The sequence below is a fragment of the Acinetobacter sp. WCHAc060042 genome (assembly GCF_003231195.1).
Lineage (GTDB): Bacteria > Pseudomonadota > Gammaproteobacteria > Pseudomonadales > Moraxellaceae > Acinetobacter.
The window spans coordinates 45,761-65,916 of sequence record NZ_QKVN01000008.1; the positions used below are offsets into that span (position 1 = coordinate 45,761).

At 41.6% G+C, this 20,156-nt stretch carries 20 protein-coding genes, 6 tRNA genes and 1 other RNA gene; 16 read left to right on the plus strand and 11 right to left on the minus strand.

What is annotated here, in order from left to right; genetic code table 11:
• Positions 1-2: 2 nt before the first annotated feature.
• Positions 3-1,628: an NAD+ synthase gene (locus DPG01_RS05065; protein ID WP_110974372.1), complete on the plus strand. Its 1,626-nt coding sequence runs from the start codon at positions 3-5 to the stop codon at positions 1,626-1,628.
• Between the two features lie 118 nt (positions 1,629-1,746).
• On the opposite strand, the gene DPG01_RS05070 is transcribed toward DPG01_RS05065, so the two are convergent.
• A tRNA-Met gene (locus DPG01_RS05070) sits at positions 1,747-1,823 on the minus strand.
• Positions 1,824-2,001: 178 nt separating this feature from the next.
• On the opposite strand from DPG01_RS05070, the gene DPG01_RS05075 reads away from it, so the two are divergent.
• Entirely contained in the window at positions 2,002-2,418 is a 417-nt protein-coding gene (locus tag DPG01_RS05075; protein WP_110974373.1) for a hypothetical protein, read from the plus strand.
• A 162-nt stretch (positions 2,419-2,580) separates the two neighbouring features.
• On the opposite strand, the gene DPG01_RS05080 is transcribed toward DPG01_RS05075, so the two are convergent.
• The 4 genes from DPG01_RS05080 to coaD all read right to left on the minus strand — a co-directional run bounded on the left by DPG01_RS05080 (position 2,581) and on the right by coaD (position 3,891).
• Positions 2,581-2,657: transfer RNA gene (locus tag DPG01_RS05080), tRNA-Met, on the minus strand.
• Positions 2,658-2,730: 73 nt separating this feature from the next.
• An RNA gene (gene rnpB, locus DPG01_RS05085) (RNase P RNA component class A) lies at positions 2,731-3,108 on the minus strand.
• Positions 3,109-3,134: 26 nt separating this feature from the next.
• Positions 3,135-3,398 carry a YfhL family 4Fe-4S dicluster ferredoxin gene (locus DPG01_RS05090; protein WP_004695536.1) on the minus strand — a complete coding sequence of 88 codons (264 nt, stop codon included), beginning with the start codon at positions 3,396-3,398 and terminating at the stop codon, positions 3,135-3,137.
• 1 nt (position 3,399) lies between these two features.
• Positions 3,400-3,891 (minus strand): pantetheine-phosphate adenylyltransferase, encoded by a 492-nt coding sequence (coaD, locus tag DPG01_RS05095; protein WP_058870092.1) that lies wholly within the window; start codon positions 3,889-3,891, stop codon positions 3,400-3,402.
• Positions 3,892-4,032: 141 nt separating this feature from the next.
• Between coaD and smpB the strand changes: the two genes are divergently transcribed.
• Positions 4,033-4,509, plus strand: a complete 477-nt coding sequence (gene smpB, locus DPG01_RS05100; protein WP_004695532.1) for an SsrA-binding protein SmpB — start codon at positions 4,033-4,035, stop codon at positions 4,507-4,509.
• A 41-nt stretch (positions 4,510-4,550) separates the two neighbouring features.
• Here the strand turns inward: smpB and DPG01_RS05105 are convergent, their stop codons facing one another.
• The 3 genes from DPG01_RS05105 to rluD all read right to left on the minus strand — a co-directional run bounded on the left by DPG01_RS05105 (position 4,551) and on the right by rluD (position 7,048).
• Positions 4,551-5,117 (minus strand): flavodoxin family protein, encoded by a 567-nt coding sequence (locus tag DPG01_RS05105; protein WP_058870093.1) that lies wholly within the window; start codon positions 5,115-5,117, stop codon positions 4,551-4,553.
• A 107-nt stretch (positions 5,118-5,224) separates the two neighbouring features.
• Complete coding sequence (pgeF, locus tag DPG01_RS05110) at positions 5,225-5,965, minus strand: peptidoglycan editing factor PgeF (RefSeq protein ID WP_110974374.1); 741 nt, start codon at positions 5,963-5,965, stop codon at positions 5,225-5,227.
• A gap of 30 nt (positions 5,966-5,995) precedes the next feature.
• A complete protein-coding gene (rluD, locus tag DPG01_RS05115) occupies positions 5,996-7,048 on the minus strand; it encodes a 23S rRNA pseudouridine(1911/1915/1917) synthase RluD (protein ID WP_086208093.1) in 1,053 nt (350 codons plus the stop codon).
• Between the two features lie 71 nt (positions 7,049-7,119).
• On the opposite strand from rluD, the gene DPG01_RS05120 reads away from it, so the two are divergent.
• Both DPG01_RS05120 and DPG01_RS05125 read left to right on the plus strand, forming a co-directional pair.
• Positions 7,120-8,103, plus strand: coding sequence for an outer membrane protein assembly factor BamD (locus tag DPG01_RS05120; protein WP_086208094.1), 984 nt, complete (start codon positions 7,120-7,122; stop codon positions 8,101-8,103).
• 195 nt (positions 8,104-8,298) lie between these two features.
• Positions 8,299-10,191, plus strand: coding sequence for a DNA primase (locus DPG01_RS05125; RefSeq protein ID WP_110974375.1), 1,893 nt, complete (start codon positions 8,299-8,301; stop codon positions 10,189-10,191).
• A 25-nt stretch (positions 10,192-10,216) separates the two neighbouring features.
• On the opposite strand, the gene hemA is transcribed toward DPG01_RS05125, so the two are convergent.
• Positions 10,217-11,500, minus strand: a complete 1,284-nt coding sequence (hemA, locus tag DPG01_RS05130) for a glutamyl-tRNA reductase (RefSeq protein ID WP_110974376.1) — start codon at positions 11,498-11,500, stop codon at positions 10,217-10,219.
• 77 nt (positions 11,501-11,577) lie between these two features.
• Between hemA and DPG01_RS05135 the strand changes: the two genes are divergently transcribed.
• The 11 genes from DPG01_RS05135 (at position 11,578) to panD (ending at position 17,666) form a co-directional block, all read left to right on the plus strand.
• Positions 11,578-13,287 (plus strand): tetratricopeptide repeat protein, encoded by a 1,710-nt coding sequence (locus tag DPG01_RS05135; protein ID WP_110974403.1) that lies wholly within the window; start codon positions 11,578-11,580, stop codon positions 13,285-13,287.
• Positions 13,288-13,292: 5 nt separating this feature from the next.
• Positions 13,293-13,874 carry a lipoprotein insertase outer membrane protein LolB gene (gene lolB / locus DPG01_RS05140; RefSeq protein WP_086208097.1) on the plus strand — a complete coding sequence of 194 codons (582 nt, stop codon included), beginning with the start codon at positions 13,293-13,295 and terminating at the stop codon, positions 13,872-13,874.
• An 11-nt stretch (positions 13,875-13,885) separates the two neighbouring features.
• On the plus strand, positions 13,886-14,716 hold the full coding sequence (gene ispE / locus DPG01_RS05145) for a 4-(cytidine 5'-diphospho)-2-C-methyl-D-erythritol kinase (protein ID WP_110974377.1): 831 nt from the start codon (positions 13,886-13,888) through the stop codon (positions 14,714-14,716).
• A 1-nt stretch (position 14,717) separates the two neighbouring features.
• Positions 14,718-14,792, plus strand: a tRNA-Gln gene (locus tag DPG01_RS05150).
• A gap of 28 nt (positions 14,793-14,820) precedes the next feature.
• A tRNA-Gln gene (locus DPG01_RS05155) sits at positions 14,821-14,895 on the plus strand.
• 19 nt (positions 14,896-14,914) lie between these two features.
• Positions 14,915-14,989 (plus strand) — tRNA-Gln (locus DPG01_RS05160).
• Positions 14,990-15,079: 90 nt separating this feature from the next.
• Positions 15,080-15,154: transfer RNA gene (locus DPG01_RS05165), tRNA-Gln, on the plus strand.
• A 36-nt stretch (positions 15,155-15,190) separates the two neighbouring features.
• Positions 15,191-16,144, plus strand: coding sequence for a ribose-phosphate pyrophosphokinase (locus DPG01_RS05170; RefSeq protein WP_086208099.1), 954 nt, complete (start codon positions 15,191-15,193; stop codon positions 16,142-16,144).
• Positions 16,145-16,245: 101 nt separating this feature from the next.
• Positions 16,246-16,542, plus strand: coding sequence for a 50S ribosomal protein L25 (rplY, locus tag DPG01_RS05175; protein ID WP_058870099.1), 297 nt, complete (start codon positions 16,246-16,248; stop codon positions 16,540-16,542).
• An 18-nt stretch (positions 16,543-16,560) separates the two neighbouring features.
• A complete protein-coding gene (pth, locus tag DPG01_RS05180) occupies positions 16,561-17,142 on the plus strand; it encodes an aminoacyl-tRNA hydrolase (protein ID WP_004695508.1) in 582 nt (193 codons plus the stop codon).
• Between the two features lie 143 nt (positions 17,143-17,285).
• Complete coding sequence (panD, locus tag DPG01_RS05185) at positions 17,286-17,666, plus strand: aspartate 1-decarboxylase (protein ID WP_004695506.1); 381 nt, start codon at positions 17,286-17,288, stop codon at positions 17,664-17,666.
• Between the two features lie 64 nt (positions 17,667-17,730).
• Here panD and DPG01_RS05190 read toward each other — a convergent pair whose 3' ends face one another.
• Complete coding sequence (locus DPG01_RS05190; RefSeq protein WP_110974378.1) at positions 17,731-18,333, minus strand: GDYXXLXY domain-containing protein; 603 nt, start codon at positions 18,331-18,333, stop codon at positions 17,731-17,733.
• On the minus strand, positions 18,330-20,114 hold the full coding sequence (locus DPG01_RS05195; RefSeq protein ID WP_110974379.1) for a DUF2157 domain-containing protein: 1,785 nt from the start codon (positions 20,112-20,114) through the stop codon (positions 18,330-18,332). The genes DPG01_RS05190 and DPG01_RS05195 overlap by 4 nt, the downstream gene beginning before the upstream one ends.
• Positions 20,115-20,156: the final 42 nt, after the last annotated feature.

Genomic DNA, 20,156 nt, shown 5'->3' on the forward strand with positions numbered 1-20,156 from the left:
AAATGAAAAGTTTTAAAATTGCACTTGCACAGTTCTCTCCGCACATTGGCAACCTCGAAGCAAATGCCCTGAAAATGGTGGAACAAGCCAATGAAGCAAAAAAACAAAATGCTGATTTAATTATTTTTCCAGAACTTTCGAGCATTGGTTACCCAGCAGAGGATTTACTTCTACGTCCAAGCCTAACCAAACGCACGCAACAAGTTTTTGAACAACTTAAAACAGTAAAAGACATTGTGATGGTCTTTGGTTTTGTCAATCAAACTGAAGACGGTCAACGCTATAACGCCGCTGCGGTCATGAAAGATGGACAGGTTTTAGGTGTGTATAACAAACAAAACTTGCCAAACTACAGCGTGTTTGATGAAAAGCGTTACTTCACTGAAGGACATCAACACCTTGTTTTTGAATATCTTGAACATAAGTTTGGTGTGTTGATTTGTGAAGATGTTTGGTCACTTTCAACCGTACAACAACTGGCACAACTGAATGTTGAAACGGCTTTGGTTTTAAATGCTTCACCATACGAAGTAGGTAAACCTCAGCATCGCATTGAAACCATGTCTGCCCTTGCGAAACAAATGAACCTCAACTTGGTTTATGTGAACCAAGTCGGTGGTCAAGATGACCTGATCTTTGATGGTACAAGCTTTGTAATCGCTAAAGATGGTTCTATTACACTTCAAGCAGAAAGCTTTAAAGAAGCCCTATATTTCGCGGAATATGAAGCAGAACAACAAGCCTTTAAGGTCAATGCGCTACCGCCTGCTCTAGACACTATGGCCGAGATTTACCAAAGCTTAGTGATGGCGACCCGTGACTATGTACAGCGCTCAGGTTTCCCTGGAGTGATTCTTGGTTTATCAGGCGGGATCGACTCCGCTCTGACTCTTGCCATTGCTGCCGATGCAATTGGTGCAGACAAAGTGCAAGCTGTGATGATGCCATATACCTATACCGCTCAAATCAGTGTAGAAGATGCAGCTGAACAAGCAAAAAGTATGGGGGTAACTTTCGGGATTGCTGAAATCAACCCGATTGTGAACAGCTTTATGCAAACACTTTATCCGTTCTTTGGCAACAGCCCTGCGGATGCAACTGAAGAAAACTTGCAAGCACGTGCCCGCGGTACACTGCTAATGGGTTTATCAAACAAATTTGGTAATTTAGTGCTATCTACAGGCAACAAATCAGAATTGGCTGTGGGCTACTGCACGCTCTATGGCGACATGGTGGGTGGTTTTGCCGTATTGAAAGATGTGTATAAAACCATTGTGTTTGAACTTGCGAAATACCGTAACAGCATTTCGGACAAGCCCGTGATTCCTGAGCGTGTGATTACTCGTCCACCTTCAGCAGAACTACGTCCAGATCAAAAAGACCAAGACTCTTTACCGCCGTATGATGTACTGGATGCCATTTTGTATGCTTATATCGAAGAAGATACAAGCCAAGATGACATCATTGCCAAAGGCTTTGATGCTGAAGTGGTTGCAAAAGTGATTCGCTTGGTTGACTTCAATGAATACAAACGCCGCCAAGGTGCAATTGGGCCACGTATCAGCTCACGTGCATTTAGTCGTGAACGTCGCTACCCAATCGTAAATGGATGGAAAGCTGGCGTATAAGCTATCCCCCAATCAAAACAGCCCAAACAAATGTTTGGGCTATTTTTCATTTAAAAAATAAAAATATATTTTTCACACACAAAAAAAGAGACCAAGCTGAGAGCTTGGTCTATAAAAATGGTGGCTATGACGAGACTTGAACTTGTGACCCCCGCATTATGAGTGCGGTGCTCTAACCAACTGAGCTACATAGCCGTAAACTGTGCGCGCATTATGCAAAGTTCAAAGACAAGCGTCAACCCTTTTTACACACAAATGGTTATTCCATAAACAAATACACTTTAAACTAGCAATTTTTCAGCAAACCACTCTTTTTAAACTTATTTTTATGCTGCAAGCTGTATTTAACTTAAACATATTTACGAGAAAGATAATGAAAAAAGACTTTAGTCTTTTCATCATCCTGAGCACTGTAGCATTGAGCAGTTGTCAGCTGATTTCCCCCATGATCACCAACTATAACGGTGTACGGCGTGATGTAGCGGCCTATATCAACTCAAATCTACTCTTTAGCCTAAAAGACCGAGAGATACTGGTCAACTATGCCAAAGGACAACAACAAATACTAACCGCAGATCGCTTAAGTCCAACAGCACAGCAAAACTTAGCGTTAGAAAGAGCCGAAGGACGCTACTGTGCAAGTCAGCACATCTCTTTAAAAAAACTCAATTTAGTCGATCATCAAATTTTTGCATTGCCCGAACATCAAGCCAACTGGCAACACATTCAGAACTTACAGATGCAGATCAATTTAACGCCTGAAAACATGAACTGCGAGGGGAAATTTTAAAAAGATCATAAATGTCCGCAGTCACAGCTTTGCTTTAAATATCGAAATAACAGTACAACAAACCACAAAGCCACTTCAGAAATAACCAGTCAATAAAAACAGTTTTACAGCCTTTATTTCCCACAAAAAAAAAGATCATGCTGAGAGCATGATCTATAAAAATGGTGGCTATGACGAGACTTGAACTTGTGACCCCCGCATTATGAGTGCGGTGCTCTAACCAACTGAGCTACATAGCCGTAAACTGTGCGCGCATTATGTGGTGTTCTCACCAGTACGTCAAGTACCTTGCGCGCTTAATTGATCAAAATTTGTTGAAGTGAGCCGATAAGCCGGGTTCTGTCGAGAACGATCATTCCTCTAGGCGTACAATCACTCATACGCTCAAGCGACCTACCCGGATCCAGCATGGGCCATGCCTAAAGGATCCCTATTTGGTCTTGCTTCCGGTGGGGTTTACCATGCCATGAACTGTTACCAGCCATGCGGTGCGCTCTTACCGCACCCTTTCACCCTTACCTCCGATTTCGATTGCTCGAAACCATAATGAAGGCGGTCTACTCTCTGCTGCACTTTCCGTCGGCTCACGCCGCCCAGGCGTTACCTGGCACCTTGCCCTATGAAGCCCGGACTTTCCTCCCCTGCTTCAATCACGGAGATCTCCACAGCAGCGATCGTCTGGCTCACTTCGAGGCGCATAGTATCAAATCTTAGACTTAATTGCTTGCGCTTTTTTGAGCAATCAGCTTTTTATATTTATCCATGAGCTCATCTTCAGTTTCCGCATGATTAGGATCAAGCGGAATACAATCCACTGGACAGAACAATTGACACTGGGGTTTATCATAATGTCCGATACACTCTGTACATAAGTCTGGATTGATTTCATAAATCAGCTCCCCCATGAAGATGGCTTCATTGGGGCACACAGGTTCACAAACATCACAATTGATGCATTCATCGGTTATATATAAAGACACTCTACCAACCTTGTTGATGTTTACGCTCAAAAGCTGCAACCACAGCTTGTGGTACAAACTTGGTCACATCACCTTTTAAACGTGCTATTTCACGAATCAACGTCGATGAAATAAATGAATACTGCTCTGACGGCGTTAAAAACACCGCCTCAAAGTGTGAATCAAGTTGACGGTTCATATTAGCTAACTGGAACTCGTATTCAAAGTCAGACACTGCACGCAATCCTCGCAGCACAGCCGTTGCCTTTTGTTCACGGAAGAAATTCACCAACAAACCATCAAAACCTACAAACTCAACATTATCAAGATGGCTTAATGATGCTTTGGCCAAGCTCACACGCTCTTCTAAACTAAAGACAGGGTTTTTATGATGACCAATGGCAATGGCAACCACCACTTCATCAAACATACGTGATGCACGTGTGACCAAATCAATATGACCATTGGTAATTGGATCAAAAGTCCCCGGATAAATGACGCGAGTTTTAGACATCCATTTTTACTCTGTTGATTTTGTAGAGCCATATTTTAGCAAAAACTTGTTTTATAGGTGAAGAAACTCCATAAATTTGAAAAAACTTCACCTTAACCCTGCTTTAAGGCACAATAGGTACATTGTTGGAAGTAATTGATTATGGCGAAAGCAACTGTAGTTAAAAAAAATACCAGTGGGACGATTGCACAAAATAAACGTGCACGTCACGACTATTTTATTGAAGAAAAATTTGAAGCTGGCCTGTCACTGCAAGGTTGGGAAGTGAAATCGTTACGTGCAGGTCGTATGACGTTGTCTGAGAGTTATATTACCTTTAAAAATGGCGAAGCTTTCCTGTTCGGTGCTCAGATTCAGCCTTTACTCAGTGCATCTACGCACATTGTTCCTGAAGCGACCCGTACCCGTAAGTTACTGTTGAACCGTCGTGAACTCGATAAGTTACTCGGCGCAGTGAATCAAAAAGGTTATTCGTGCGTTCCGCTTGTTGCTTATTGGAAAGGGCCACGTGCGAAATTAGAAATTGCTTTAGTGAAAGGCAAACAGCTACATGACAAACGTGCCACGGAAAAAGACCGTGACTGGCAACGCGATAAAGCCCGCATTATGCATAAGTAAGAAAAAACCTCCCATGTGGAGGTTTTTTCTTATTGGGACTGTTAATAATCCGCTTTTAGCTCAACCAAATATTTTCCGAACTTTCGAGCAGTTTCCAAGTCGCCTTCGGGTGGGGTTATTTCAACACTGGCATTGTCTGACTGAGTCATCAAACCTAAAAAGCTCGACATCCGATTAATATCGTGTTGGCTACGTCCCGTCGGCATAAACGGTAAACCTGCCCACAACATACCATGTTGCATTGCAAATAGATTAATCTGTTGTAATACCGCCAGTTTATCGCCACTTAAGCCACCACCATTGGTAAAGCCTGCAGCTAATTTTCCTTGCCAAGCCCGTGCTAACCAACGCTTAGAGGAATCTTCCATAAACTGTTTTAGTGCCGCTGTGAGACTCCCCATATAGGTTGGGCAACCCATTACAATAATATCGGCCTGATCTAACAAGTCCCATTGTACTGCAGCAACAGAAATCAAATGCACGTCAGCACCCGCCTGCTCTGCACCTTGTGCAATATACTGAGCGACTTTCGCCGTATGACCATAGGCGCTATGATAAACCACACACACATGAACAGGTGCAACAGAAACAAGATCAGGTACAGACATGGAAATTTTTAAGAGCAAAGAATTGAGTTAAGTTTAACACTTCCACTCGCTGAGTGGGGAGTAAGTACAAGGATTAAAACAGCCAAGCACTTGATCACACGCCAAAACTATTGCATAAACACAAAAGTCGCCATACGCCCAGTTTTGGCATGACGTCGATAAGAATAGTACTCATCCGACTGGCTAAAGGAACACTGATCACCGCCAGAGACTACTTCAATCCCATGCTGTTTTAGAATGAATTTTGCGATTGCATATAAGTCAGCATAATACTTTCCAGCTTGCTCACCTGTTTGAAATGCAGATTCAAGCGCAGCATATTTTGAGCAAAAAGCATCTTTAACTTCAGCGCCAATTTCAAAACATGATTGGCTAATAGCTGCACCCAACCAAGCCCATGTCGGCTGAGTGTTCATACTGGCAATGGTATTTTCAATAATGCCATGCGCCAACCCACGCCAACCTGCATGTAAGTTCCCAACCTCGGTACCGTCAGCATTGCCTAAAACTACGGGTAAACAATCTGCAGTCATCATCATCAGGGCATGGTTTGCTCGCCGTGTCACCAAACCATCCCCTTCTTGAGCATCAAAGTCAATTTGTTCATTCACTACACGGCATATAGTGCTGTGAGTTTGCGTCATCCATGTGATTTTATCGACCCCATAGCCTGCAAACTCTTCAAGCAAAATCATACGATGCTGTTGCACCCGTGCGGCATCATCCTGTACATGCAAAGCCAAATTAAAACCTTGCAATTCAGTTTGAGTGGTCTCTAAAGCACGATCATGATGCACACGGGTTTGTCCCACAAAAACACCTGCCGGAAGTCCTTGAACAAATTGCATATACTGTCCTTATGATGATTCAGCTATAAATCAGTAAGCTTTATTTTCCGTGCGTAGTACATCGACTAAGGTCGCCAAGTCTGCTGGCCACGGCGCTTTAAACAGCATTTCTTCCCCTGTACGAGGATGTTTCAAACCGAGCTCTGCTGCATGTAACGCTTGGCGTCTGAAACCACGTAAAGTCTCATCTAAAAGCTCCGATGCACCTGCAGGCACACGTACACGTGGCATATACACAGGATCACCAACTAAACCAAAACCAATATAACTAAAATGCACACGAATTTGATGCGTACGTCCAGTTTCAAGACGGGCTTGGATACGGGTGAAATGTTGGAAGCGCTCTTTCACGTTATAGTGTGTTACTGCATCTTTACCACCTGGCAGTACCGCCATTTTGACACGATCCACAGGGTGACGCTTAATCGGTTCATCCACCGTACCACCCGCAATTACATTGCCATATACAATTAAGTCATATACGCGATAGACCGACTTTTTAGCCAACTGCTTGCTCAGTGAAAATTGTGCTTCTAAGTTTTTTGCAACGACCAACAAACCAGACGTATCTTTATCAATCCGATGTACCAAGCCCGCACGAGTCAGTTCTGACGATTTTGGATAGTGATGTAACAATGCATTGACCAAGGTCCCTGATGAATTTCCAGCACCTGGATGCACCACCATACCAACGGGTTTATTCACGACAATAATGTCATCATCTTCATAGACGATATCCAGTGGAATATCTTCAGGCAGGCTACGAGTTTGTGCTTCTAGTTCAACTTCAAGGGTTAACAGTTCAAATCCTTCACATTTATATTTAGGTTTGACACTGTTACCATTTACCAACAAATGGCCTTCTTTCAGCCACTGTTTGAGCTTTTCACGCGAAAAGTCGCTCCAAATCAGTGCTGCAACTTGGTCTATACGCTGTCCGAGATAAGATTCATCCAGTTGAAATTGCAACGATAAACGTGTTGCAGTAGAGCTTGAAGTATGGTTATCTGCATCCTCAGAATCTTCAAGTAAATTGAAATCAGTTTCAGGGAAATTTGGATCGGAAGATTGTGCTTGAGTCATTTGATCATTCAAACAAAAGTGATTTAATAGTGCAATTGTAGCTCATTGCCCGCATTAACAGAGGAATTTTTATGTCGCTACCACATTATAAAATGACAATGCTTGCTCTTACGGTTGGCATTGCATCGGCAATGGTAGGCTGTAGCAGCAATCCCAAGAAAGAAGTGGTAGATACCGGTCCACAATCGAGTGAACAGGTTTATATTCAAAAAGCAGAAACAGCACTAAAAAGTGGTCAATATACCGATGCTGCGAAACACCTTGAAGCCATAGATACATACTATCCAACAGGCGAATACGCACAACAAGCACAACTTGAATTGCTCTATGTGAAATTCCAGCAGAAAGATTATGAAGGCACCATTGCACTGGCTGACCGTTTTATTCGTTTAAACCCTCAACATCCAAACGTGGACTATGCCTACTATGTACGTGGTGTAGCCAATATGGAGCAAAACTATGATGGTTTACTACGCTATACGTCTTTAAAGCAGTCACACCGTGACGTGAGTTATTTGAAAGTTGCTTATCAAAACTTTGTAGATTTCATTCGTCGCTATCCTTCAAGCACTTATGCGGTAGATGCAGCTCAGCGTATGAAGTTTATCAGCAATGAATTGGCTGAAAGTGAAATGAATGCAGCACGCTTTAATATCAAACGTAAAGCATGGGTTGCAGCATTAGAGCGTTCGCAATGGGTGATTGAACATTATCCTCAAAGCCCGCAAATACCTGAAGCTTTAGCGACAGTGGCATACTCTTATACGCAATTGGGCGATAAACAAACCGCTCAACAGTACATTGATGTACTCAAACTGAATTATCCAAATTTAGTAAAATCAAATGGTGAAGTAAACTTACGCGCAGCACGTAAAGAAGCAAGTTGGATCAACCGTGCAACTCTAGGTGTGTTTGGTCGTGAAGAGCAAAATAGTTCTGAGCAAAAAATTGAACAACCGAAAGAAATGACTGAGCGCAGTTTTACCAACCGCATCAGCTTCGGTTTACTCGACCGTCCTAAAACACCAGACAACGCAAGCACTGGAGCTGAATAATTCATTTGAAATATTCGCTATTTTACAAAGGGCAAGTTATCATACTTGCCCTTTTGTTTTATGCTGTTTTCGCTTGATCAAAACGCTCAAAAGGTATACAAAACAATTTAACTTTGATGGTTTTTTGCATTTTTAAAGCATCCATCTCTCTATTTTTTTCACGTTTCTAAAGACTTCAGCGATTGACGACTCGACATGGCTATTCCTCAACATACTATTGATCAAATTCTAGATCGGACCGACATTGTCGACCTGATTGGTCAACGGGTGAAACTTAAAAAGTCAGGTCGTACCTATTCAGGTTGTTGTCCATTCCATCAGGAAAAATCACCATCTTTTCACGTTTACCGTGACAAACAGTATTTTCACTGTTTTGGTTGTCAGGCCAATGGAAATGCCATTCGTTTTTTAATGGACATCGACAGTCGTAGTTTTATAGATGTGATGAAGGATTTGTCGAGTCAAACAGGCATCGAACTGCCTAAAGACAATCGTGACTCGAAAAAACTGGTATATAAACGTGAAGCCAAACCTGTCGAACAACCCAAAGTAGAAGCGACGGAAGCTAAGGTTGAACGTACTCCTGCACAAGCCGAATTTCAGGTTGAACATGATCCATTTGCTGAATTTCAGTCCATGGACTACCAAGAGAGCTATGCAGATTTTGAAGCTTTTGAGGGCTTTAACACCGCCCCTGTTCAAGAAGGTAATTTATACGACCTATTAGAAAATATTGCACAGTACTATGAACAACAACTCCCACATAGTCGTACCGCACAGCAGTATTTTAAACAACGTGGACTCAGTCGAGATACTATTGCATATTGGCGTTTAGGCTATGCCCCTGAAGACTGGCAACACTTAGAAAAAGCCTTCCCGCAAGATATCGAAGGCTTAAAGCTACTCGGATTGATTCGTACTAGTGACAGTGGACGGGACTTTGACTTACTCCGTGACCGCGTCATCTTCCCGATTCGTGATGCCAAAGGTCGTGTAGTGGGCTTCGGTGGTCGTGCCCTGAATGACGAAATCAAACCCAAATACATCAACTCACCAGACTCTGAGGTATTTCATAAAAACCAGTTACTTTATGGTTTATATGAAGGTCGCAAACAAAAGGCTCAAGACTGGCTAATGGTCGAAGGCTATATGGATGTGATTGCGCTACAGCAGTATGGCATCGCAGGTGCCGTGGCGACTTTAGGGACTGCCAGTAACACCGAACATTTAAATATTCTGTTTAAGCAAAACAACCGTATTACCATCGCCTTCGATGGTGACTTGGCAGGACAAAAAGCAGCACGTCGTACTTTAGAAATTGCGTTGCCTTTACTCAATGATGGTCGTGAACTGAAGTTTTTTGTTTTACCGAGTGATCATGATCCTGATTCATTGATTCGTCGTGAAGGTATTGAAAACTTTAATAAACTATTGCAACAAGCTCCTCTACTTTCAGACTTTGTTTTTGCCCACCTGACGCAGAACCATGACATCAGTAGTCCTGAAGGCAAAAGTCAGGTCATGAGTGAGTTGCGTCAACTGACAGATTTATTGCCAAAAACGGGCTCTTTCCGTTATTTATTGAACCAATCCTTTAAAGAAAAACTCGGTTTTGGTCGCCGTTGGACGCCTCAAGTTAGCAACGACGCCTCGTTGTCATTTAATATTCGCACCAAAGATGAAGACTTCGCGCTCGCCGTTTTGATCCATCATCCGTTTTTGTATATTCACTTTGAAACCTTGCGCGCTTATCTACCTGAAGATGAACTTTTGGCACATGTGCTACAAGTCTTAGATGGCATCTTTGATGATTTGCCCGATGACCAAGAACTGGCAACCTATTATGTTTTGGGTGCGTGTAGCCGTTATGCCAATGCAATTGCCGATATTATGCAGCGCACCAACATTGAAGAACTAACCAAAACACCAGAACTGGCCGATAAACTGGCCAGCGAATATGCCCTGTCGCTTGAAGAAAAATATTTAAAACTTAAACTTAAAGCCCCAAATTCATTAATTGAGACACGAAATTTAAAACATAAACTCTTTGAATTGACCAAAAAAATAGGCTTAAGACTAATTACTTAAACCTATTAGATTTTTGTATTTGGATTTACTTTTTAGTTTTACGTCGTTTAGCAAAAGTCTCATTTAAACAATTTTGCATATGTTCAAAATAACTTGGATCTTCAGCTTTAGCTGCTTCACGTAGCATAATCGAGGTTGGATGCAGTAATTTCTGTGTCAGACGATGTGCAAAATCCTGCATCACCTGTTCTGCTTGTTCCCCTTTTGCAATACGAGCTAATGCGAGTTGTAATTCTTCTTGTCTTAACCGTTCACCTTGCTCGCGATAGGCATGAATGGTTTCGCCTGCTAGATTGACTTTTTGCTGTGTCACCAACTCCGTTGCCAGTTGATTCACCATCACCTCAGCTTCAACCGCCGCCTGACGACGCTGAGCAAGGTTTTCATCAATCACCGATTGCAAGTCATCCACGCCATATAAATAGACGCCATCCAAACTTTCAACTTTCGGGTCTATATCACGCGGAACAGCCAAATCCACCATTAACATTTGTTGATAACGACGCTTTTTTAAGGCCGCCTTCACATCTGGATAATGAATGACTTGATGCAAGCTTCCCGTACAACTAGAAATGACATCTGCGCGTGAAAGATTGTTCGCCAGTTGATCAAACTCAATAATTTCAACATCTACCCGATGTGCAATTTCCTGAGCCAAACTTTCAGCCCGCTCACGGGTACGGTTACAAATCAGGATTTTTGCGACTCCCATTTCAGCCAAATGCTTTGCCACCAAACTATTCATTTCACCCGCAGCAACCACCATGACCGTCAACTTTTCAGGTTTACTAAAAACTTGCAAAGCAAGCTGAGCAACAGCATAGCCCATGGATACAGCATGACTGCCAACGGCTGTTTCCGAGCGTACACGCTTCGCTGCATAAAAAGCATATTCAAAAATTCGGTTTAAGTGCGGGGAAACGGTATGTGCCGATTTAGCGAGCGACAGTGCAGATTTAACCTGTCCCAAAATTTGCGGCTCACCAAGCATAAGTGAGTCTAAACCGCTTGCAACACGCATTAAGTGTGTCACGGCCTGCGCATTTTCATAACGATATACATGATTCAACAGTTGTTTAACATCTATACCATTTGCTTGGGCGAGCCAGTTTAATACCATATCTGAGTTTTCAGACATAGCATACACTTCTGTTCTGTTACACGTAGACACCACCACCATTTCATTTAAGTCATGGTTTTGGCCTTGTTGCTCAAGCAGTTGCGTTAACTTTTCAGGGTTAAATGCAATTTGTTCACGCAACTCTACGGAGGCGGTTTGATGGTTGACACCCAATGCAAAGAAAGACATATCAGATCATCATTTCGCTAAATTTATGCTATTGTGCAATAACGGTGTCATAAAAAGCATACTTGGATCAAGAAAAATTGCGTCAAACACATTGCCGACTGAGCGGCGCGAGAATTAAGCAATATTCTACCACATTCTTACTCGTCGGTAGCATGGCATCTAGTGCTCATCTTAGAGCAGCTGGAGAATTTTCGCTATCTAATTATGATGCAATTCAACAAAGTATGATTGCCGAATTTGCACTGGCCTACCAAGATAATGCAACGGCATTGCATAATTATACGGTCCTTGCGATTAAAAGTAATTCCACGACCATTAAACAACGCGCTTTAAATATTGCCCTTGAACAAAATGACTTACGTGCCGCACTCGACATTGCGACGCATTGGGTGGTGCAAGAACCCACTGACGTTCCTGCATTATTTTATCTATCCCACATTGCACTAAAAGCGCATGAATATGAGCTTGCTGCTGAAACATTAGACAAAATTCTCAATATCGACGCAAATGCCGATTTGGAACAAATTTTTGCAGGAATTGCCCCAGAAGAACCTGAAGATCAAGAAGTCTTAATTCAAGCCTTGCGTTCAAGTAAAGAGCGCAACAATCCCTCTATTTTAGCTCTGATTGCAGGTTTAGAAGCGCAAAATGGGCAGCTTGAACAAGCACTAATCACGATCAATAAAGCCCTAAAAAAGCGTGGTCGTGTTACAGGCTATATTCTTATGAAAGCCAATTTACTCAGTGCTCTGGGTCTAGAGGAAGAAACGCGTAATTGGTATGCAAAATCGAGTCGTAAGCATCGTGACAATGTCGAAGTTCGCTTAGCAGAAGCTAAATACTTAATTAAAGTAAATGCTTCCAATGAAGCCTTAGGCAAACTTGAAAGTCTTATTAAAAAGTGGCCTGATAATGAAGATGCCTTATTTATTGCCGGTTTAACCAGTATTGACCTAAAACAGTACGAAAAAGCAGAAAAATATTTGGTTGAACTACGGAATTCAGCCGAATATCAAAATGAAGCCTACTACTACCTTGCTGTAAATGCTGAACGAAAGCAACACTTTGAAACAGCAAAGGCCTACTATCGTTTAGTCGATGGTAGCTTGTATACGGTGTCACGTCGTAGACTCATCAGCATTTATAGTGAACAAAATAAACTCAATGACGCACTGCGTTTTTTAACCCAAGAACGGGTCAATTATCCGCAACATGCAAGTTTTTTGTATCAAGCACAAGCCGATATATTAAAGCGTATGAATAACAAAGCTGCTGCTATGCGTCTATTGGATGAAGCGATTAAAAACATACCAGATGACCCTGAGCTGGTCTATTCTGAAGTGCTGATGCTAGATGCACATACAGACAAGGAAAAACTTGAAAAACTACTCAATCAACTGTTAAGCATTGAGCCCAATAGTCCGACATACTTAAATGCATACGCTTACACTTTAGCATTACAAAACAGACGCTTAGATGATGCTCGAAGATTTGTTGAACACGCTTTAGAGTATGCACCTGAGCAAGCTTCCATCTTAGATACTCTAGGCTTTATTTGTTATTTACAAAATGACTTTAGCACCTCAGCCAGAGTCTTAGAAAAAGCCTACATTCTCAGTGGCAGTGTCAATATTGGAGTGCGTTATGCACGTTCTGTATATATGTTAGGTGATCTGCAAAAATTCTCTACGGTGTTACAACAACTCAAACAAAAACATCCAAATGATCCTCAATTAGATCAACTCAATACTTTATTGTTACCCCAACAACTGAAAAAGAGCTCATAGTTTTTATGCGTATTTTCTCAAATCTGAGTTTAAGCCTACTTGCTGCAAGTAGCTTGGCACTAACAGGCTGTCAACAATTTACCAAACCGCAGCTTGATCCAAACACCATACAAACCGAAACAGATCAACAATTTAGCTTACAAGGTAAAATTGGGGTACGTACACCTGAACAAACAGGTAGTGCTTTTTTTACCTGGGTACAACAGCAACAAGAGTTTGATATTGAACTGAGTGGCATTTTAGGTGTGGGTAAAACACAAATTACAGGCCGTCCGGGTGAAGTCAGCCTCAATAGTGCTAAAACTGGGTTGATTCAAGCAGAAACACCCGAAGAACTCTTAAAAATAGCCACAGGTTGGCAAGCACCGATCACCCATTTGGTCAATTGGGTTCAAGCCAAACCTGCGACAGTTCAGGCTCAAATAAAAAGAGATGCTGAAAAACGTGCAACTCAAATTGTTGAAGATGGCTGGAACGTGGAACTGAGCTATAACGAGCAAGCTAAAATGCCAAATCGGTTGATTTTAAAACAAGCACTTGAAAATGGTGCAGAAAACCGTATTACAATGGTCATTCAAAACCGTTAATTTGCTTCGTTATGATCCGTGTCCCAGCTCCATCAAAACTGAATTTGTTTTTGCACATTACAGGTCGACGTGAAAACGGCTACCACGAGTTGCAAAGTATTTTCCAACTGGTCGATTTATGTGATTGGTTAGAATTTGAGTCTCGTCCGGATCAACAGATTTATATTGAAGGCTTAAACAGTGTCGATTTGAATCAAAATTTGATTTATAAAGCGACGCAGATACTTAAACCGTATGCACAAACACCTACGGGTTTATCTATTCATCTTGAAAAAAATATTCCAATGGGTGCAGGCTTAGGTGGAGGTTCATCGGATGCTGCAACGACATTAATCGTGGTCAATCAACTGTGGCAGTGCGGACTCAATACTGAACAATTAGCAGACTTAGCCGTTCAGTTGGGTGCGGACGTTCCCATCTTTGTACATGGCTTAAATGCATGGGCTGAAGGCATCGGTGAACACTTAACATTCATAGACTTAGATCAAAAACAATACATTGTGTTAAAACCTGACTGTTTTATCAGCACTCAACTGCTTTTTTCACAAAAAACGTTGACAAGAAACACGAAGAGCTCTACATTTTGCGCCTATCAGTTAAAGCCGTCTGATTTTGGAAATAATTTTGAGCCTTTGGCAAGAAGTTTATATCCAGAAGTAGATGAAGCGATGCAATATCTCGACCAGTTCGGTGTTGCAAAACTTACAGGTACAGGTGCTTGTGTTTTTACTGAAGTAACGAATGATATAAACATTGATGATGTTCTGGCAAATGCACCATGTAAAGCTTACTTGGTCAATAGTTTGAACGTGTCACCAATGCGACATTTCAACGTTACCTGATAGGGGTATCGCCAAGTGGTAAGGCACCGGTTTTTGATATCGGCATCCGTTGGTTCGAATCCAGCTACCCCTGCCATTTTATTTCACCTGTAGATGACTGTACTAGGGGTATCGCCAAGTGGTAAGGCACCGGTTTTTGATATCGGCATCCGTTGGTTCGAATCCAGCTACCCCTGCCATTTTACAGTGATCAAATTTAGGGGTATCGCCAAGTGGTAAGGCACCGGTTTTTGATATCGGCATCCGTTGGTTCGAATCCAGCTACCCCTGCCATTTTCTAAAAAAGACAGAGCATCACTTTGCTGTTTGACTGTTAATTTACCTTGACAAAAAGACGCAAAAATATTAAAGTTCTGCCGCATTAGGGGTATCGCCAAGTGGTAAGGCACCGGTTTTTGATATCGGCATCCGTTGGTTCGAATCCAGCTACCCCTGCCATCTAATTTCCAAATTGCCAACCGCCAAGGGTGCTTCATGCCCAATCTTGTCGTTTTTAGTGGATCTGCACATCCACAATTCGCCCAAAAAGTCGTAAGCCACCTGCACATCCCTCTAGGTGCTGCATCTGTAGGTCAATTTTCTGACGGTGAAATTGCTGTCGAAATTACTGAAAATGTTCGTGGTAAAGACGTATTTATCGTACAGCCTACTTGCGCCCCAACGAATGATAACCTCATGGAAATCCTCGTCATGGCCGATGCTTTGCGTCGTGCAAGTGCTGGTCGTATTACCGCAGTAATTCCTTATTTCGGTTATGCGCGTCAAGACCGTCGTCCTCGTTCATCACGTGTTCCAATTACTGCAAAAGTTGTCGCAGATATGCTGACAACTGTAGGAATTGACCGTGTGGTAATGATCGACCTTCACGCTGACCAAATCCAAGGTTTCTTCGATATCCCTGTAGACAACATCTACGGTACACCAGCGCTTTTAGCTGACCTTCGTCAACAATCACATGATAACCTCATGGTGGTTTCTCCAGACGTTGGTGGTGTCGTTCGTGCCCGTGCTGTTGCTAAACAAATGGGCGATATTGACCTTGCTATCATCGACAAACGTCGTCAAAAGGCAAATGAATCACAAGTCATGCACTTGATTGGTGATGTTAAAGGCCGTGACTGCGTCATCGTAGATGACATGGTGGATACTGCTGGTACGTTATGTAAAGCTGCTGATGCATTGAAAACATTTGGTGCGCGCAAAGTGGTTGCTTATGCAACTCACCCTGTTTTATCAGGTAAGGCTATCGAAAACTTGAAAAATTCTGTGATTGATGAATTGGTTGTTACAGACACCATTCCTCTTTCTGAAGAAGCTCAAGCTCTTGGTAAGATTCGCCAAGTTTCAGTTGCGAGTATGGTTGCTGAAACAATTCGTCGTATCAACAACGAAGAATCTATTAGCGCAATGTTTGATTCTTATCTATAATATAGCGCTGAATTTTAAAAGCCCTGCTCTGTGCAGGGCTTTGTCTCACTAGGTCGGTCGCAGATCTAGTTTATTTAAAACTTAAATTAAGGATGTCTATCATGGCAAACTTCGTATTAAACGCTCAAGCGCGTGAAGCAGCTAACCAAGGGAAAGGTGCGAGCCGCCGCCTTCGTCATGCTGCTCAAGTTCCAGCAATCATCTACGGTGGTGCTGCTGAACCTGTAGCTGTTACTTTAGAACTTCGTGAGCTTGTTAAAGCTTTAGAAAGCAATGCTTTCTTCGAAGAAGTTGTTGAAATCAAAGTTGGCGACAAAGTTGAAAGCGTTAAAATCAAAGCGTTACAACGTCACCCAGCTAAAAACACACCTATGCACGCTGACTTCGTTCGCGCATAAGTGTTATTGGTGTAATTAGTGTCAAATATTTCACTGATTGTTGGTTTGGGCAACCCAGGTTCTGAGTATGCCCAAACCCGCCATAATGCAGGCTTTTGGTTTGTTGAACGCCTTGCAGAACAATATGGCATTACCCTTAAAAAAGACCCAAAATTCAATGGAATGAGTGGGCGTGGTAATATCGAAGGTCAAGACGTCCGTCTGTTATTACCCACAACCTTTATGAACCTTGTTGGTAAAAGTGTTGTTCCCTTCGCAAAATTCTACAATATTGCTCCAGAAGCAATACTGATTGCTCACGATGAACTCGATATGAACCCTGGTGTCATTCGCCTAAAAACAGGTGGTGGTCATGGTGGACATAATGGTTTACGTGACATAGTTCCTCATATCGGCCCAAACTTCCATCGCTTACGCATTGGAATTGGCCATCCAGGCTCAAAAGAACGTGTTTCAGGACATGTCCTGAGCAAAGCACCAAGCAATGAACAAAATTTAATGGATGACGCAATCCATCACGCATTAGCTCGCACTAAAATGCTAGTGAATGGTGAGATTCAGCCAGCCATGAATCAAATCAATGCTTACAAACCGAACTGATAAGTCAAAAATTTGTTGAACGCTACTGCTTGCCATAGTGTCTTTTTAAAGGCAAAATGCGCTTGCCTGATTGCTTATCCAGCAAGTTCAGTTTGATTTAACCATAAGATAACGATCTTAGGTCCACTCAGGAGACGCTCGTCATGCTATCTCGTTTATTAAAAGCAAAAATCCACCGTTGTGTTGTTACTCAAGCTGAACTCCATTATGAAGGTTCATGTGCAATTGACGGTCTTTTATTGGATTTAGCCGGTATCCGCGAATATGAAGAAATTCACATGTGGAACGTGACAAATGGTAAGCGTTTCAGTACCTATGCAATTCGTGGTGAAGAAGGTTCTGGCATCATTTCAGTCAATGGTGGCGCAGCACATCAAGCTGATGTAGGCGACCTAATGATTATCGCGACCTTTGGTGATTTTACAGAAGCTGAAGCAAATGCACATAAACCACGCTTGGTTTATGCAAATCCAGATAACACTGTAAGTCACATGGCAAACTGTATTCCAGTACAAGTGGCTTAAACCCAATAGATTAAAAAAATCCGCTGCGTGCGGATTTTTTTATCAGCAGAATCATACTATTGTATCAAGTTGAATCAGGACGAAACCCGCTCAGCCAATCCCGTTTACTCTCACAGCCTAAATCTTGTAGCTGATTACCTTTCAATGCCGTAAGTATCGCATTGCCCTGCTCATCGACTTTAAACTCAGCATATTCTGCCTGCTGATAACAATCGGCTAAACCTTCTGCAAATAAAAAACTTCTCGATGCAGGATAAAGCTGGTTATAACGATTATTTGGGTTTTGTAAAATCAGTCGAGCTGTCCGAACATTTTTAGGCGACTCAAAATAGCTATGGATCACGCGCCTATGTGCATCAAGTTCAACATAAGTGAGCACCGAAGACTTGTTGTTAATCATTTCATCAAAATAATGACCTGAAAAAATCTGATCTTGCTGATTGATGTTGGCTTGGTTGTTACTTTCTAGGTTTGAATGCTGTGGCGCAAAATAAAGTTGATAATTTAGTGCCATATAATCACCCTGAATAATCGAACGGGGGTCTACAGGTTGCAAACGCACATATATGCTTTGACTATGGTTTATGTGCCATTCATTTTTAAAGATTAAGCCTAAAAATACTGCGATGCTAAGTAGTGCCAAAACAAGAGGAATCATTTTTTTCATACCCCAAACTCCTCTTTTTGCTTAAATATAGTCAAGCTCAATGTCAGTAAGAGCAACATCAGCCCTGATAAAAACATGCTTAAACTTTTAATCAGAAAGGTCACATCAAGGGAATAATATAAAAACCCTAAAATTACAGCGAAAGTTGCCAGTGCAAATCCATAGATCACTTTATCTTGTGTTTTTAATGCCCATGAAATGATGGCCAAACAAATAAAAATATCGAAATAGCCATAAAAAATCAGTCCTGCTGCGAAAGCAACCAAAATGAAGTGCGCAAATAAATGAAACTGCTTTTGAATATGTAAAAAGACAAAAAGTACAAACCATAAAATCGGCAGACCAAAAGCCAATATCGGAATGTGCTCAATTTTCGCTAATTCATATTTCCCAAATAAAGTATAAAAGCCCATGGAAAATAGAATAACTCCAAGTGCTGCTAGCAATACACTACGTTGATATTCAGTTGGCTGTATAAATTTTATAGCCAGAATTCCCAGATAAAAAACATAATTCCAAAGCGCTAAATAGACAAAATTCTCAACAATATTACGCCAACTGAGATGTGCATTAATATCCCAAATACACGCCACACCTGCTGCATATAAACCCAAAATTTGAACAAAAACAAAGAACCAATGTGTACGCATAAAATAGGCGAGTGCAAGCATCACCAATTGTAAAAATAGAATAGGTATAATTTGATTCATCAAATCAACGGTGTGAAAAATCACCGCAATTTGCCCTGCAACCCAGAGACAATAAGCAAATTGTCTTAAAAACAAACTTTGTTTAGCTTTCAACAAGTAAGCTGCCAAAGCTACAAAGACAATACCCATAATTAAAGAGAAATTCCCCCAAAAGGTCAGCATCAACGTAGCAAAGACGATGCCCGCAATCCAAGCTCCTACCGCAAGTGGAATAGCATTGAAGCGACTATGTGGAATAAATTTAATCAACAGATAAGTGATAAAAGCAAACCACGCAAAAATAATCAGTGCGATAAAAAATAATTCAAAAATTTCATTCTGACCAAACCACTCCGTCACCGCTTTCACAATGACCAAGGTAAAGCTAATGCCCAAGCCAACGGCTGAAAGTGCGCTACATAGCTGATCTTTATTTTGATAATAGTAAGCCAGTGAAATGCCCAACAAGACAAAAGACACGATGAAATAAAGAATGTTTTTATCCGCATAGAGATACATCGCCATATGCCAAACCGAGAGAATGGCAAACCACAGCAAGAATAAATAACGGAGTTTCGAATAATATTTATTGCAGAGATAGAATTGAATCAGTGCAAATACATGAATACTGATTAAGAAAAGATCTGGATATTGATCTCCCCAAAAAGTTTGAATAAAAAACAGAAACAATGCCAATTGGCTGGTAATACATAAAAGGAAAAACATCCCGATATTCGGACGATATAACCACGGTAAAAGCAGCACAGACCAAAGTAGAAATAATAAATAGCTGTCAGCACCCGTTTGATAAATTTGACCAATCACAGCCAGACTTAAACCAATCATCAAACCACAGATACTATGTAAACACTGCACTAGAAAATCATGTTTTTTCAGCCACAGGCTAAAAACTGCACTGAGGAATAACAACAACTGAGGAATAGCCAGTTGAATATTCTTTGGCAACATAAACCAATTGGCAGCAACCAAATACAACATACTGACCGCAATGAGTGTAAAACCAAAAACTTGAAGATGCTTGATGAAGGACTCAGCATTCCAAGGATAATCGTATTGTTGAATTTTAATCACTCCCACCCCCTCTCTTATTTTTATCTTAATCATTTCAAATCA

What these genes read in the sequence shown, in the direction of transcription:
- smpB (WP_004695532.1), top strand. Translation starts at nt 4,033, where the DNA reads ATGGCGAAAGCAACTGTAGTTAAAAAAAATACCAGTGGGACGATTGCA.
- lolB (WP_086208097.1), top strand. Translation starts at nt 13,293, where the DNA reads ATGCGTATTTTCTCAAATCTGAGTTTAAGCCTACTTGCTGCAAGTAGC.
- DPG01_RS05190 (WP_110974378.1), bottom strand. Translation starts at nt 18,333, where the DNA reads ATGAAAAAAATGATTCCTCTTGTTTTGGCACTACTTAGCATCGCAGTA.
- coaD (WP_058870092.1), bottom strand. Translation starts at nt 3,891, where the DNA reads ATGTCTAAAACTCGCGTCATTTATCCGGGGACTTTTGATCCAATTACC.
- DPG01_RS05125 (WP_110974375.1), top strand. Translation starts at nt 8,299, where the DNA reads ATGGCTATTCCTCAACATACTATTGATCAAATTCTAGATCGGACCGAC.
- hemA (WP_110974376.1), bottom strand. Translation starts at nt 11,500, where the DNA reads ATGTCTTTCTTTGCATTGGGTGTCAACCATCAAACCGCCTCCGTAGAG.
- rluD (WP_086208093.1), bottom strand. Translation starts at nt 7,048, where the DNA reads ATGACTCAAGCACAATCTTCCGATCCAAATTTCCCTGAAACTGATTTC.
- ispE (WP_110974377.1), top strand. Translation starts at nt 13,886, where the DNA reads ATGATCCGTGTCCCAGCTCCATCAAAACTGAATTTGTTTTTGCACATT.
- panD (WP_004695506.1), top strand. Translation starts at nt 17,286, where the DNA reads ATGCTATCTCGTTTATTAAAAGCAAAAATCCACCGTTGTGTTGTTACT.
- DPG01_RS05170 (WP_086208099.1), top strand. Translation starts at nt 15,191, where the DNA reads ATGCCCAATCTTGTCGTTTTTAGTGGATCTGCACATCCACAATTCGCC.
- rplY (WP_058870099.1), top strand. Translation starts at nt 16,246, where the DNA reads ATGGCAAACTTCGTATTAAACGCTCAAGCGCGTGAAGCAGCTAACCAA.
- DPG01_RS05065 (WP_110974372.1), top strand. Translation starts at nt 3, where the DNA reads ATGAAAAGTTTTAAAATTGCACTTGCACAGTTCTCTCCGCACATTGGC.
- DPG01_RS05105 (WP_058870093.1), bottom strand. Translation starts at nt 5,117, where the DNA reads ATGTCTGTACCTGATCTTGTTTCTGTTGCACCTGTTCATGTGTGTGTG.
- DPG01_RS05120 (WP_086208094.1), top strand. Translation starts at nt 7,120, where the DNA reads ATGTCGCTACCACATTATAAAATGACAATGCTTGCTCTTACGGTTGGC.
- pgeF (WP_110974374.1), bottom strand. Translation starts at nt 5,965, where the DNA reads ATGCAATTTGTTCAAGGACTTCCGGCAGGTGTTTTTGTGGGACAAACC.
- DPG01_RS05075 (WP_110974373.1), top strand. Translation starts at nt 2,002, where the DNA reads ATGAAAAAAGACTTTAGTCTTTTCATCATCCTGAGCACTGTAGCATTG.